Source organism: Amycolatopsis dongchuanensis (assembly GCF_039542405.1).
In the GTDB taxonomy this organism is placed as follows: Bacteria; Actinomycetota; Actinomycetes; order Mycobacteriales; family Pseudonocardiaceae; genus Amycolatopsis_E; species Amycolatopsis_E sacchari.
Window position 1 is genome coordinate 111,064 of record NZ_BAABIB010000063.1, and the last position, 13,861, is coordinate 124,924.

14 protein-coding genes are annotated in these 13,861 nt (G+C 72.5%); 11 read left to right on the top strand and 3 right to left on the bottom strand.

Translation table 11 applies throughout. The features are described from left to right. Positions 1 to 102: 102 nt before the first annotated feature. Positions 103 to 1,296, top strand: a complete 1,194-nt coding sequence (locus ABFX51_RS15310) for a Glu/Leu/Phe/Val dehydrogenase dimerization domain-containing protein (protein ID WP_346054082.1) — start codon at positions 103 to 105, stop codon at positions 1,294 to 1,296. 5 nt (positions 1,297 to 1,301) lie between these two features. Continuing rightward, a complete protein-coding gene (locus ABFX51_RS15315; protein ID WP_346054083.1) occupies positions 1,302 to 2,594 on the top strand; it encodes an MFS transporter in 1,293 nt (430 codons plus the stop codon). A 3-nt stretch (positions 2,595 to 2,597) separates the two neighbouring features. Here the strand turns inward: ABFX51_RS15315 and ABFX51_RS15320 are convergent, their stop codons facing one another. Both ABFX51_RS15320 and ABFX51_RS15325 read right to left on the bottom strand, forming a co-directional pair. Further along, complete coding sequence (locus ABFX51_RS15320) at positions 2,598 to 3,149, bottom strand: DNA-3-methyladenine glycosylase I (RefSeq protein WP_346054084.1); 552 nt, start codon at positions 3,147 to 3,149, stop codon at positions 2,598 to 2,600. A 20-nt stretch (positions 3,150 to 3,169) separates the two neighbouring features. Continuing rightward, entirely contained in the window at positions 3,170 to 3,364 is a 195-nt protein-coding gene (locus ABFX51_RS15325; RefSeq protein ID WP_091505276.1) for a PspC domain-containing protein, read from the bottom strand. Between the two features lie 193 nt (positions 3,365 to 3,557). Between ABFX51_RS15325 and ABFX51_RS15330 the strand changes: the two genes are divergently transcribed. After that, positions 3,558 to 4,772 (top strand): chitinase, encoded by a 1,215-nt coding sequence (locus ABFX51_RS15330; RefSeq protein ID WP_346054085.1) that lies wholly within the window; start codon positions 3,558 to 3,560, stop codon positions 4,770 to 4,772. An 18-nt stretch (positions 4,773 to 4,790) separates the two neighbouring features. On the opposite strand, the gene ABFX51_RS15335 is transcribed toward ABFX51_RS15330, so the two are convergent. Next, on the bottom strand, positions 4,791 to 5,276 hold the full coding sequence (locus ABFX51_RS15335) for a hypothetical protein (protein WP_346054086.1): 486 nt from the start codon (positions 5,274 to 5,276) through the stop codon (positions 4,791 to 4,793). 20 nt (positions 5,277 to 5,296) lie between these two features. Here ABFX51_RS15335 and ABFX51_RS15340 point away from each other — a divergent pair, with 20 nt between their 5' ends. The 8 genes from ABFX51_RS15340 (at position 5,297) to ABFX51_RS15375 (ending at position 13,805) form a co-directional block, all read left to right on the top strand. Further along, positions 5,297 to 5,974 (top strand): response regulator transcription factor, encoded by a 678-nt coding sequence (locus ABFX51_RS15340; protein WP_091505274.1) that lies wholly within the window; start codon positions 5,297 to 5,299, stop codon positions 5,972 to 5,974. Further along, positions 5,971 to 7,344, top strand: a complete 1,374-nt coding sequence (locus tag ABFX51_RS15345; protein ID WP_346054087.1) for a sensor histidine kinase — start codon at positions 5,971 to 5,973, stop codon at positions 7,342 to 7,344. Before ABFX51_RS15340 ends, ABFX51_RS15345 begins: the two co-directional genes overlap by 4 nt. A gap of 106 nt (positions 7,345 to 7,450) precedes the next feature. Further along, positions 7,451 to 8,926 (top strand): glycoside hydrolase family 18 protein, encoded by a 1,476-nt coding sequence (locus ABFX51_RS15350; RefSeq protein ID WP_091505272.1) that lies wholly within the window; start codon positions 7,451 to 7,453, stop codon positions 8,924 to 8,926. A gap of 17 nt (positions 8,927 to 8,943) precedes the next feature. Then, positions 8,944 to 10,122, top strand: a complete 1,179-nt coding sequence (locus tag ABFX51_RS15355; protein WP_346054088.1) for a glycoside hydrolase family 64 protein — start codon at positions 8,944 to 8,946, stop codon at positions 10,120 to 10,122. Positions 10,123 to 10,193: 71 nt separating this feature from the next. Next, a complete protein-coding gene (locus tag ABFX51_RS15360) occupies positions 10,194 to 11,654 on the top strand; it encodes a hypothetical protein (protein WP_346054089.1) in 1,461 nt (486 codons plus the stop codon). Between the two features lie 9 nt (positions 11,655 to 11,663). Further along, positions 11,664 to 12,035, top strand: coding sequence for an MmcQ/YjbR family DNA-binding protein (locus tag ABFX51_RS15365; RefSeq protein WP_346054090.1), 372 nt, complete (start codon positions 11,664 to 11,666; stop codon positions 12,033 to 12,035). A gap of 61 nt (positions 12,036 to 12,096) precedes the next feature. Then, entirely contained in the window at positions 12,097 to 12,870 is a 774-nt protein-coding gene (atpB, locus tag ABFX51_RS15370) for a F0F1 ATP synthase subunit A (protein ID WP_091505268.1), read from the top strand. A 143-nt stretch (positions 12,871 to 13,013) separates the two neighbouring features. Further along, the gene (locus ABFX51_RS15375) at positions 13,014 to 13,805 is read left to right on the top strand and encodes a polysaccharide deacetylase family protein (protein ID WP_346054091.1); all 792 of its coding nucleotides are present in this window, start codon (positions 13,014 to 13,016) and stop codon (positions 13,803 to 13,805) included. The last annotated feature ends 56 nt before the right edge of the window (positions 13,806 to 13,861 follow it).

Here is a 13,861-nt window from a genome sequence, read left to right on the forward strand (position 1 = left end):
TGCAGGAAGCGTGAACGGAACCGTGCACGATCCCTAACTGGACGCCGGTCCGGCCCCGCCCGCACCCTGGCTGATGTTGCTGTCGGTGAGTGGGGAGGTCGGATGACCACGATGCAGGACCCGGTGCGGGGCAGGGACGCCGCGGGGGAAGCCGAGCCGCTGCTGCGGCTGACGTGGACGGACCCGGTCACCGGCGCACACGGGTACCTCGTGGTGCACACCCTGGTTTCCGGCCTCGCCACGGGCGGCACGCGGATGCGCGCGGGCTGCACGCTGCGCGAGGTCGAGGACCTGGCCCGCGGCATGGCCGCGAAGACGGCCGCGTTCGACCTGCCGGTGGGCGGGGCGAAGGGCGGGATCGACTTCGACCCGAAGGACCCGCGTGCGACGGAAGTGCTGACCCGGTTCTGCGCCGCGATGCGGCCCTGGCTCGACGACCACTGGGTCACCGCGGAGGACCTGGGCGTGCCGCAGCACCTCATCGACGACGTGTTCGCCCGGCTCGGCCTGCAGCAGTCCTACCACGCGGCGATCAGCCGCTCGGCCGATCCGGAACGCACGCTGCGCCGGGTCCGGGCCGGTCTGGGCACGCCCGTGCCCGGCGGTCTGCTGGGCGACGTGATCGGCGGGTACGGCGTGGCGCAGGCGTGTTTCGGGGCCGCGAGCGCGTGGGGCTGGGCGCCGGAGACGACGACGGTGGCGATCCAGGGTATCGGCACGATGGGCGGCGGCGCGGCCTGGTACCTGCACGAGGCGGGGATGCGCGTGGTCGCGGTCGCCGACGCCGCGGGCACCCTGTACCACCCGGACGGGCTGGACGTGCCGTCGCTGCTGGAGTTGCGGGACGCCTTCGGGGAGATCGACCGGTCCCGGGTGCCGGAGGACGTGCGGCGGCTGCCGCGCGGCGCCGTCGTCGGGATCGAGGCGGACATCCTCGTGCCCGCGGCGATCTCGTACGCGATCACGCCGGACAACACCGTGGACGTCGCAGCGAAGGTGGTCGTCGAGGCGGCGAACGCGGCCACCACCCCCGAGGCCGAGGCGATGCTCGCCGGGCGCGGCATCCCGGTGATCCCGGACTTCGTGGCCAACGCGGGCGCGGCGGCGTGGGCGTGGTGGCTGCTGCTGGGCCAGGTCGGCGCGGACCCGGAGGACTCGTTCCGCCGCCTGCGCACGGAGATGCGGGCGAAGGTCGCGTTGCTGCTGGAGCGCTGGATCACCGACGGCGTGACGCCGCGGGCGACGGCGCGGGGTTGGGCGTTCGCCCGCGAGAACACGGAGGTTGTGATTCCCTAGCGGGTATGGGGTCGAAGCCGGTCGCCAGGGGAGCGGTCGCGCTGGCGGTGGGCATCGTCGCGCTGGAGTTCGGTGCCGCCGTCACGAGTTTCGTGGCGTCGACGCTGCTGCCGGTCGTCGCCGCCGGACTGTCCGCACGCGACCGGCTGGGCCTGCTGACGGCGGGCACGACGCTCGGGTTGTTCGTCGCGCTGCCGCTGGCGGGCCGGGTCGTGCACCGGCTCGGCGCCCGGCTCACGCTCACCGCCGGGCTGGCCGGCTACCTCGCCGGGCTGGGCGTGGCCGCGTCCGCCGTGAGCGCGGAGTTGTTCGCGCTGGGACAGTTCCTCGCCGGGTTCTCGGGTGGGGTCCTGGGCGTGTTCGGGATCAGCTCGGCGATCGAGCACCTCGACGAGCGCCTGCGGGTGCGGGTCGTCGCGGCGTCCTCGGCGATGTGGATCCTGCCCGCGCTGGTGGGTCCCGCCGCGACGCTCGCCCTCGAGCACTGGCTGGGCTGGCGGTGGACGCTGCTCGCGCCGGTGCCGGTCGTCCTGCTCGGTCGTCTGTTCGTCGGCAGGGCGGCGTTGCGGTCGGCCCGGCCGCAGGGGCCGCCCCGGCCGGTCGGGCGCGCCCTGCTCGTCCCGGCCGGTGCCACGGTGATCGCGTTCGGCGCGGGTGGCTGGCCGGTCACGCTGGCGGGCGCGGCCGTCGCGTTCGCCGGTGCCGGCGCGCTGTTGCCACCCGGGTCCGGCCGGTTGCGGCGGGGAACTCCGGCGGCGGTCGCCGCGCTGGTGTTGTTCGCCTTCGGCTACTTCGGCGCCGACAGCCTCATCACGGTCCTGCTCACGGACGGCTACGGCACCCCGCTCGCGCAGGCCGCGATCGTGCTCAGCGGGGCGCCGCTGGCGTGGGCGGTCACGAGCCTGCTGGTCCCGCGCCTGGTGCGGCGGCACGGCAAGGGGGCTTTTCCGGTGGCGGGGCTGGCGGTGGCGGCGGCCGGGGTCGGTGTCGTGGCCGCGATGCTGCTCGTGGCCCCGTCGTTCCCCGCCGCGCTGGTGTCCTGGACCGTGGCGGGCGTCGGGGTCGGGATCGCCTACCCCGCCCTGTACGTCATGGCCACCACGGCCGGGACGACCGGTCTCACCCCCACCGAACTGGCCACGTCCGCCATCGCGGCGGAGGCCATCGGCGGGGTGCTCGGCCGCGCGGTGGGCGGCGCGCTCAGCTCGGCGCCCGGCACCGGCGGCCTGTTCGCCTCGTACGTGGTGTTCGCGCTCGTGCTCGCGGGAGGAGCGGCCGCCGGGACCCGCGCGTCGTGACGCTCAGGCGATCGCGACGCAGCCTTCCACGTGGTCGTCGACGACGCCGACCGCCTGCAGGTAGGCGTAGACGATCGTGGTGCCGACGAACGTGAAGCCGCGGCGCTTGAGGTCCTTCGAGAGGCGGCCGGACAGTTCCGTGCTCGCGGGCAGCGGTTCGCCCGGGCGGCGCCGGTGCACCACCGGCACGCCGTCGACCCACTGCCACAGGTACGCGTCGAAGGTGCCGAACTCCTCGCGCACCGCGAGGAACGCCTTGGCGTTGCGGACCGTGGACTCGATCTTCAGGCGGTTGCGGACGATGCCGGCGTCGGCGCGCAGCTCGTCGAGCTTCGCCTGCCCGTAGCGGGCGATGCGGGTGTAGTCGAACCCGTCCAGCGCGCGGCGGTAGTTCTCGCGCTTGTTCAGCACCGTGGACCACGACAGCCCCGCCTGCGCGCCCTCGAGCAGCAGCAGCTCGAACAGGTACCCGTCGTCGTGCGCCGGGCGGCCCCATTCGGTGTCGTGGTAGGCGATCATCAGTTCGGAGCCCTCGGCCCAGGCGCAACGACCCACGTCGCGAGGCTAACAGGGGTTCAGCGGGGCGCCTTCGGCAGGATGATCCACAGCAGCAGGTAGATCAGGAACTGCGGGCCGGGCAGCAGGCACGACAGGACGAACAGCAGCCGCACCGTGCGGGGGCGCCAGCCCAGCCAGTCGGCGAGGCCGGCGCACACGCCGGCGATCACGCGGTCGTGGCGGGATCGGGTCAGGGTCTTCGTGTTCGGCATGCCTCCACGATCCCGCCCCGCCGCCCGTCCCGCATCGGGAAGTCCCCGGAGGGGGTCCCTGAACTTTTCGCCTGCTTTGCCGGGATCCCGACGGAAGTAGGCACCACGGCCTGGTCCAGTCCAAAGTGTTGACGGACGAGATTGGTCTAGTCCACATTACGAGAAGCGCGTTCCCCGTCCCCCAGGAGGAAAAATGCGTAGACACAGGATCGCCGCCGCGCTCGCCGCGGCCACGGTCGCGGCCGGCACCGCCTTCACCCTCGCCGCGCACGCCGGTGCCTCGGCCGCCGTCGGCGCCGCGGCGCTGAGCAGCAACTGGTACGCCTCGGCGCCCTACCTGATGCCGCAGAGCAACAACCCGCCCGACCCGGTGACCGTGATGAGCGCGACGGGGCAGAAGGCGTTCCAGCTCGCCTTCATCCTCGCCCCGAACGGCGGGGGCTGCAGCCCCACGTGGGACGGCACGTCCGCCGTCTCCTCCGACACCACGGTCGCGAACGTGATCAGCCGGATCCGAGGCGCGGGCGGGGACGTCTCGGTCTCCGTCGGCGGATACGGCGGCACCAAGCTCGGGCAGACCTGCTCGACCCCGGCCGCTACCGCCGCCGCGTACCAGCAGGTGATCGACAAGTACGGGCTGCGCGCGATCGACTTCGACCTGGAGGAGCCGGAGTACGAGAACGACGCGGCCATCAACAACGAGCTCGGCGCCGCGCAGATCCTGCAGCGCAACAACCCGGGCCTGTTCGTGTCGGTCACCATGCCGGGCACGGCCGCGGGCACCGGCTGGTTCGGGACCCAGCTGCTGGACAAGTCGAAGAGCCTGGGCTTCACGCCGAACAACTTTTCGATCATGCCCTTCGACGGCGGGTTCAACGGCGCCGCGAGCCAGACCTCGGCGCTGGAGGCGTTCCACTCGCTGCTGATGAGCCACCTCGGGTGGGACAGCGCCACCGCCTACGCGCACGAGGGTTTCTCGGGCATGAACGGCAAGACAGACGTGTCGGAGTACTTCACCCAGGCCGACTTCCAGACGGTGCTCGACTACGCCACGAGCCACGGCCTGGGGCGGTTCACGTTCTGGTCCGTCAACCGCGACCGCGCCTGCACCACGACCACCGACAACGGCGTGTGCAGCAACGTGACGCAGAACGACTGGGACTTCACGAAGTTCACCGCCCGGTTCGCCGGGGCGACCCCGCCGGTGACCACCACGCCGCCCACGACGCCGCCGCCGACCTCGACGACGCCGGGCAGCTGTGCGGTCGCGGCGTGGAGTGCCACCACCGCGTACAACGGCGGCGCCGTCGTTTCCTACAACGGACACAAGTGGACGGCCCGCTGGTGGACCTACGGTGACACCCCGGGTGGCGCTGCCGGGGTCTGGGTCGACAACGGCGCCTGCTGAAAGCGCTTTCCTGCTTCGTCACGTGGTCTGGACCGACGGGGGATGGCCGTTCCACGTGACGAAGCAGGAGGACGTCGTGCCGTCGCGGCGGAAGTCCACCCGCAGCCAGCCGTCGGCCTGCCACGCCTGCACCTGCCACCCCTCCGCGGGGGTGGCGGACACCAGTTTCGCCGACGTGGCACCGAGTTCGAGCACCACGCGGCCGCCGGTGAGCTGGTAGGCGCGCACGTCACCGGCGGCGCTGCTGCTGGTGACCGGGGGTGGGGTGGACGTCGTCGTGCGTGTGGTGGAGGACGTCGGTGGTGGTGACGAGGAGCGAGTAGTGGTGCTCGTGGGCGGCGCGAGCGTCGGCGACGGCGTGGGCGCGGTGACCGGGATCGCCTGTGGTGCGTCACCGGAGGCGTCGGCGGAAAGCACGCTGTGCACCCCGAACCACGACATCGCCATGCCCAGTGCGGTGGCCGCCGCCCAGGCGGCGACGCGGAGCAGCGTACGACCTCTCACGTTGCGTACGGTAGCGCGCTATGGCGACAGTTCTCGTGGTGGAAGACGATGCCTCGGTGCGGGCCGCGCTCGTCCGGCACCTGTCGGCCGCCGGGCACGCGGTGCGCAGCGTCGGTGCCGCGTTGCCCGCGCTGCAGGAGGTGACGCGGGTCGGCTGCGATCTCGTGGTGCTCGACCTGGGGCTGCCCGACCTCGACGGCGCGGAGGCGCTGCGGATGCTGCGTGCCGTCACGGACGTCCCGGTGGTCGTCGCGACGGCACGCGACGACGAGAGCGGGATCGTGCGGCTGCTCAACAGCGGCGCCGACGACTACCTCGTGAAACCGTTTTCCCCCGAGCACCTCACCGCGCGGATCGCGGCCGTGCTGCGGCGGTCCGGGGCGGCGGGCGCGGCTCCGGCACTGCTGCGCGTCGGCGGGCTCGTCGTCGACCCGCACCGCCGCGAGGCCACGCTCGACGGCAGGCCGCTGGAGCTGACGCGGCGTGAGTTCGACCTGCTGGCGTTCCTGGCGGCGCGGCCGGGGGTCGTGGTGCCGCGCCGGGAACTGCTCGCCGCGGTGTGGCAGCAGGCCTACGGCGGGGACCAGACCATCGACGTGCACCTGTCGTGGCTGCGCCGGAAACTGGGGGAGACGGCGGCGAAACCCCGCTACCTGCACACCGTGCGCGGGGTCGGCGTGAAGATCGAGGCGCCGTGAGGTGGGCGCTGGCCAAGGTGGCGGTCGCCGTGACCACGATGGTGGCGCTGGCGTTCCTGGTGCCGCTGGGCCTGATGGTGCAGGAGACGGCGCACGACCGCGCGTTCAGCTCGGCCGAGCGGCAGGCCGCGGAACTCGGCCCGGCGCTGGCGATCACCACGGATCACGGTGCGCTGCAACGGGCCTTGGCGAGCACGAAGGCGGGCACGGCGGGGCTGGTCGCGGTGCACGTGCCGACCGCCGAGGGCGCGTTCGACACGCTCGGCACGGCGCGCGCGGACGCGGGGCAGCTCGCGGTGACGGCGGCGGGCGGGCGGTCGGCCACCGTGCCGGTGCCCGGTGGGTATGCGCTGCTGCAACCGGTCGCCGTGGACAACGCCAGGATCGCGCTGGTGGAGGTGTTCGTCCCGGAGGCGGCGTTGTCGGCGGGGGTGCCGACGGCGTGGCTCGTGCTCAGCGGGGTCGCGGCCGCGCTGGTGGTGATCTCGGTGCTCGTCGCGGACCGGCTGGGCACCCGGATCGTCGGCGCGGCACGCAGGCTCGCGGCGGCGGCGCGGGATCTCGGGGCGGGGAACCTCCAGGCGCGAGCCCCCGACGAGGACCGTGACGCGCCGCCGGAGCTGCGGGAGGCGGCCGCGGCGTTCAACGCGATGGCCGAGCGCGTGCGGCAGTTGCTGGCGACGGAACGGGAAATGGCCGCGGACCTGTCCCACCGGCTGCGCACGCCCCTGACCGTGTTGCGGCTCAACACCGCCGCGCTGGACGATTCGGAAACCGCGGAACAGACGCGGCAGGCGGTGGCGCGGCTGGAGCACGAGGTGGACCACCTCATCCGCGCGGCCCGCGGCCGGGGCGAGGACGAGACGGTGATCCTGGGCTGCGACGCCGCCGACGTGGTGCGCGACCGGACGGACTTCTGGTCGGCGCTCGCGGAGGACCAGGGCCGCCGCTGGCGGGTCGACGGCACGGGGCGTCCCGCGCTGGTGCCGGTGTCGAGGGCGGATCTCGCGGCGGCGCTGGATGCCGTGCTGGGCAACGTTTTCCGGCACACCGACGAGGGCGTGTCGTTCGGGGTGGAGGTGCGCCGGACGGACTACGCGGTGACCGTCAGGGTCTACGACTCGGGTCCCGGCATCGCGGACCCGGAGGCGGCGCTGCGCAGGGGCGAGGGCGCGGGCGGCGCCGGTTCGACGGGCCTGGGCCTGGACATCGCCCGCCGAGTGGCCGAATCGACGGGCGGCGAGCTGACGATCGGCCGCACGTCCCGCGGCGGAGCGGACATCCGCCTCCGGCTGCGCACGGCGCCTGCGGCTCGGCTCAGCGGTCCGGCGGGCGAGTGCCTCCACACGCCCGCGCACCCCCTGCCTTAACCCCGCCTTAAAAGACCTTTCGCCCTCCCTGAGGACCGGCCCTGACAGCGCGCGCCCGCACTAGCGTCCCCGCCGTCAGTTCCCGTCCCAAGGAGGTAACACCCTGATGTCGTCCCACCCAGGCCGGCACCGCCGCCGGCGCCAGCTGTTCTCCGGCGCCGCGGCGGCCCTCGCGATCGGGGGCGGAGTCGCGTTCGCCGCGATCCCCGGCACGGCCAGCGCCGCGGGCCCGAGCGCGGTCTACGTCAAGACCGGCGACTGGAGCACCGGCTATTCGGCGCAGTACCAGGTGAGCAACCCCAGCGGCGGGCCCAGCGCCTGGAAGCTCACCTTCACCCTCCCCGCCGGCGCGAAGATCACGTCGCTGTGGAACGCGTCCTACACGGTGTCCGGGCAGCAGGTCACGGTCACCCCGCCCGCCTGGCAGCCGACGCTGCCCGCCGACGGCTCCGTCGACGTCGGTTTCGTCGTGAGCGGGGGCGCCGACCCCACCGAGTGCCGCATCAACGGAGCCGACTGCACCACCCCCGGCAGCACCCCCACGACGAGTTCGCCGCCTGTGACCACCTCGGCCCCCTCCAGCGCGCCGACGACCGCACCGTCCACCTCGAAGACGACCACCACGCGGTCCACGCCCAGCACGACCACGAGCAAGCCGGCCACCGACGCGTCCGGCCGCTTCGCGCCCTACGTCGACACCTCGCTGTACCCGCCCTACGACCTCATCTCGACCGCGAACGCCACGGGCGTCAAGGACTTCACGCTCGCGTTCGTGCTCTCCGGCGGCGGCTGCACCCCGAAGTGGGGCGGCGTGAGCGAGCTGAACACCGAAGGCGTGCCGGGGCAGATCGGGCGGCTGCGGGAGCTCGGCGGTGACGTGCGCGTCTCCTTCGGTGGCGCCGCGGGTATCGAGCTCGCGCAGGCCTGCACCGACGCCTCGTCCCTGGCTTCCGCCTACGGCAAGGTGATCAGCACCTACGGACTGTCCAAGGTGGACTTCGACATCGAGGGCGGTGCGCTCGGTGACGTCGCGGCCAACACCCGCCGCGCACAGGCGATCGCCCAGCTGCAGCAGCAGGCCGCGGCCGCGGGCCGCACGCTCGACGTGTCCTTCACCCTGCCCGTGCTGCCCAGCGGTCTCACCCAGGATGGCGTGAACCTGCTGCAGAACGCCAAGGCCAACGGCGTCACCGTGCACGCGGTCAACGTGATGGCCATGGACTACGGCGACGGCGCCGCCCCGAACCCCTCTGGTCGCATGGGCCAGTTCGCGATCGACGCCGCCACCGCCACCCAGGCGCAGGTCAAGTCCGTGCTCGGGCTGCCGGACGCCGACGCGTGGCACCACGTCGCCGTCACCCCGATGATCGGCGTGAACGACGTCGCGACCGAGGTGTTCACCGTCGCCGACGCGAAGCAGCTCGCGGAGTTCGCGAGCGGCAAGGGGCTGGCGTGGCTCGCCATGTGGTCGGCCACCCGCGACCAGCCCTGCCCCGGCGGCCCCGCCGGGTTCGCGCAGGCCACCTGCAGCAGCATCGCCCAGCAGCCGCTGGACTTCACCAGGGCCTTCGCGGCCTTCTGAGCGAGAGGAGCGGAAAAATGCCCACCCGACGTTCGTTCCTCCAGGGCATGGCCGTCGCACTCGTCGGCGCCCCGATCGGCGCCGCCGTGGTCGCGGCGCAGACCTCCGGCCGGGGCGCGCAGGCCGCCGGCGCGACCCTGCCGATGACCGTCGTCAACCACACCTACCGGTTCGCCAACAGCCAGATCTTCTGCTACATCGTCGGCACGGACCTCACCAGCGGCAAGCAGGTGTTCGTCCGGCCCGACGGCAGCGTGAAGCAGGTTTCCCCGTCCGACAACGGTTCGGACGGGTTCGCGGACCTGTCGATCCCGCTCGCGGCCGACGGCGACACCCGGCTGAGCATCCCCGCCGACATGTCCGGCCGCGTGTACTTCTCCCTCGGCGACAAGCTGAGGTTCAAGGTCGTCACCGACGGCGCGGGGAACGCGGCGCTGCAGTACCCGGCGGGCTGGGTCGAAAGCGACCCGAGCTACCGCGTGCTGCACGACTTCGTCGAGTTCACCCACAACAGCGCGGGGATGTTCTGCAACACCACGATGGTCGACATGTTCGCCGTCCCGCTGGCGATCACGCTGACGGGCACGAGCACGCAGACCACCGGTCACCTCGTGCCGGGCGGGCGGGACGCGATCTTCCGCGGCCTGGCCCAGGTGCCCGAGTTCGCGTCGCTCGTCGTGGACGACCTGCGCGTGATCGCGCCGGGGCACGGGATCGAGGCCGGGTTGTTCCCGGCGAACTACTTCGACCCCTACATCGACGCGGTGTGGCAGAAGTACGCCTCGACCCCGTTGACGGTGTCGGTGAACGGCGGGACCCGCACCGGCCGGGTGTCCGACGGCCTGTTCCGGTTCGACGGGGGCGTGGCGCCCTTCTCCAGGCCCAGCACGCGTGACGTGCTGTTCTGCGACGGGGCGCTCGCGGCGCCGAACGACGGCGTCACCGGGCCCGTGGCGGCGGTGCTGGCGGCCGGGTTCAACCGGTCGACCCTGCTGAGCAGCGCGTCGCAGCCCGGCACGGACCCGGCGGCGTTCTACCGCGAGTCCGTGACGAACCACTACGCCCGCCTGCTGCACGAGAACAGCGCGGACGGGAAGGCGTACGGCTTCGCCTTCGACGACGTCGCCGGGTTCGCCTCCTACATCCAGGACACCGCACCGACTTCCTTCACCGTGGAACTCGCCCCGTTCCACTGAGGGAAGCCTCCGGGGCCACTCCGACCGACTCCCGGAGCGGCCCCGGGGGACCTCCCGCTACTGTGCCCGCCGTGGAAGACACGCTCACCGCCGCCGAAACCGCGCTCGCCGAAGCGGTCGTGAAGGGGGAGTGGTACGACGCCGGAGGCGAGCCCGTCCGCGGTGCGGTGCTCCGCCGGATGCTGCTCGGTGGGTTCGCGTGGCCCGGCGGCGAGCCCGATCCGCGGGGTATCCGGCTCCGGAACGCGGAGCTGCGGGGCGGCCTGGACCTCAGCGAGGTCGAGACCCGGCTGCCGCTGCAGCTGATCGACTGCCGCACGAGTGAACCGGTCCTGCTCACCGGCGCACATCTGTCCACTGTGGACCTGTCAGGTCTGGTGGGACACAACGTCGTCGCGGTGGAGGCCCGCTTCGACCGGGCGTTGCTGCTCCTGGGTGCCCGGCTGCGCGCCGGAACCGCCGACGGCGTGCTGAACCTGGCCGGGGCGAGCGTCGGGTCGGTGGTCGACGTGTCCGGTGCCCACCTGATCAGCACCCACCCGGAGGCCCCGGCCTTCCACGGTAACAACCTCGTGACGGGCGCGGGGGTGTTCCTCAACCGCGGGTTCCGCGCCGAGGGCGGCGGCCCGCTCGGCACCATCCGGCTTTCCGGCGCCCGCATCGGCGGTCAGCTGAACCTCGGTGGCGCGTGGCTGGTGAACGCCGAAGGGCCGACGCTCGTCGGCGACTACCTGTGCACCCGCAGCAACCTCATGCTCAACCAGGGTTTCCACGCCGAAGGCAGGCACGAGAACGGCACGCTGCGCCTGGTGGGCGCCGAGATCGGCGGGCGCTTCGCGGGGGAGGACGGGCACGCGTTCGCCGCGGAACCGCGTGACCTGGTGCTCAACCTCGGGCAGGTGCGCGTCGCGGGCACGGTGCAGCTGCCCGCGTCGTTCACCCCGGGTCTCGTGCAGCTCGACGGCCTCACCTACACCGGGGTCCCGCGGCGGACGGAGCTGGCCGAGTGGCTGGACCTGCTGGCGCACCGGACTTCGCACTACGCCAGCCAGCCGTACCTGCAGCTGGCCGAGGCGCACCGCGCGGCGGGCAACGAGCGGGACGTGCGCAGGATCCACCTTGCGCGGCAACGGGACCTGCTGCGCCGCGGTCACCTCCCGCCCGGCGGCAGGCTGTGGCACCGCGTCGCCGGGCTCACCGTCGGTTACGGCTACCGGCCCGCGGTCGCGCTGGTGTGGTGGGCCGGGGTGGTGGCGTTGTCGGTGCTGCTCGTCGCCGGAATCGCGGGACCAGCGGGTTTGGCTGTCCACATCGGACAGTCAGGGCGGTGTACGCTCGTCGAGCAGGTCGGGCTCGCGCTGAACACCGCCACCCCGCTGGTCAAGACCGAAATGCAGCAGCGCTGCCAGCTGGACCCGGCGGGCGCGGGCGGGGTGCTCGTCGCCGCGTCGTGGGTGCTGCAGGCGCTGGCGTGGGCTTTCGTCACGCTGTTCGTCGCCGGGTTCACCGGCCTGGTGCGGAAACCGGGTTAGGGTGGGGCGGTGAAGCCTGCGGAGCTGAAGCGCCTGTGCCTGGACCTGCCCGGCGCGCGCGAGGAGTTTCCCTTCGACGAGCACAACAGCGTGTTCAAGGTGGCGGGGAAGATGTTCGCGCTGAGCCCGTTGCGGGCGAAACCCCTGCGGGTGAGCCTGAAGTGCGATCCGGATTTCGCAGTCCAGCTGCGCCTGCAGTACCCCGCGATCACCGGCGGGTACCACCTCAACAAGCGGCACTGGAACACCGTCGTGCTCGACGGTTCGGTGCCCGATCCGCTGGTGCACCAGCTCATCGAGGATTCCTACGACCTCGTCGTGGCCGGCCTGCCGAAGCGGGAACGGGAGAAGCTGCACTGGGTGGGCCTCGCGCGGAAATGAGGTTTCTCCGGGCTCCCGGCGGCCAGTAGGATCGGTGGCGGCGGGAGAGCTGGGGAGATCGATGAGGATTTCGCTCCGGGCCGGGACGTTCGAGGCACCCGGCGCGGGTGACTTCGCCCTGCCGCCGTTCTTCGGCCCCGTCACCAAGCCCATGGTGCTGGTGGTGCTGTCGGTCGTGATCATCGCCGGTTTCTTCCTGCTGGCGACCCGCAGGCCCCGGCTCGTGCCCGGACGGCTGCAGTTCGCCGCCGAGTGGGTGTACGACCTGGCCCGCGAGCGCATCGCGCGCGACCAGATCGGCAGCGCCGACTTCCGGCCGTTCGTACCGCTGATCCTGGCGTTGTTCACCTTCGTGCTCGTGAACGACATCTTCGGGCTGATCCCGCTCGTGCAGTTCCCGACGATGGGCCGGATCGGTTTTCCGGTCGCGCTCGCGGTCTTCGTGGTGTTCCCGCTGTGCCAGGTCGTCGGCATCCGGCGGCACGGCCTGCGCGGCTACCTGAAGAACCAGCTGTTCCCCGCCGGGGTGCCGAAGGCCGTGTACCCGCTGCTGACGCCGATCGAGGCGTTCCTGCGGTTCTTCATGGACCCGCTGACGCTCGCCATCCGGGTGTTCGCCGCGATGTTCGCCGGGCACCTGCTGCTGCTCGCGTTCACCCTCGGCGGGGAGTTCCTGCTGCTGCACGGCAACGGGCTCGGCAAGGCCGTGTCCGTGGTCGCGTTCGCCTTCGCGGTGCTCACGACGTTCCTGGAGGCGCTGGTCCAGGTGGTGCAGGCCTACATCTTCGCCGCGCTGAGCGCGATCTACATCGGACGGGCACTGGCCGCTCACTGAACCGTGTGGGCCATCCGGAGCAAACCGCGACACGACGCTACGAAAGACCGGCGCGGTTCCGCCGGTTTGCGCCCACGTCACCCTATCGTGCAGCCCGAGTCGACAAGACGTCTTGCGTTCCGTGACCGGCTGGAGGTGGCGGCTTGCGTTACCGGGTGCTGCGCCCGCCGTACTGCTATCGGTGGGCGGTGCTGCTCAGCGCGCTCGTCCTGGCCACGACGGCGGCCGTGACGCTGTTCTCCTCCGCGGAGGGCGCACCCGCCGCCCCTGCCCCCGTCGCCGCCGCTGCCGCGCAGGTCACGCCCGCCCCTGCCACGGAGCTGCCTCCGCCTCCCGCCGCGGGCCTCGTGCGCAGCGCCGCCGGCCAGGGCCGCACGGTCGCCCTCACGTTCGACGACGGTCCCGACCCGGTCTACACGCCGCAGATCCTCGACGCCCTGACCCGCGCGGGTGCGGTGGCGACGTTCTGCATGATCGGCACGAACGCCGTGCGCCACCCCGAGCTGGTGCGCGCCGTGGTCGACCGGGGGATGCGCCTGTGCGACCACACGATCAGCCACGACGAGCAGCTGCCGCGGCGCAGTGAGCAGCGGATCACCGCCGAGATCGCGGGGTGCTGGTCGGACCTCCAGGTCGCCGCCGACCGCGACGTGCCCGTGCCGTACTTCCGCGCGCCGGGCGGGAACTGGTCGGAGCTGCTGACCACCGTCGCGGCGCGGCAGGGCATGAAACCGCTTTCCTGGAGCGTCGACTCCCGTGACTGGACGTTGCCCGGGACGGCACAGATCGTGGCGACCGTGCAGCGGGCGGTGCAGCCGGGCGCGGTCGTCCTCCTGCACGACGGCGGGGGCAAGCGGGCGCAGACCGTCGAGGCGCTCAACCAGCTGCTGCCGTGGTTCACGGCGCAGGGCTACCGGTTCGACTTCCCGGGCTAGGTGTTGCGGGTCGTGACGTTGGTGACGTGGGTGAGGGCCTGAGGTGAGGGGACGGG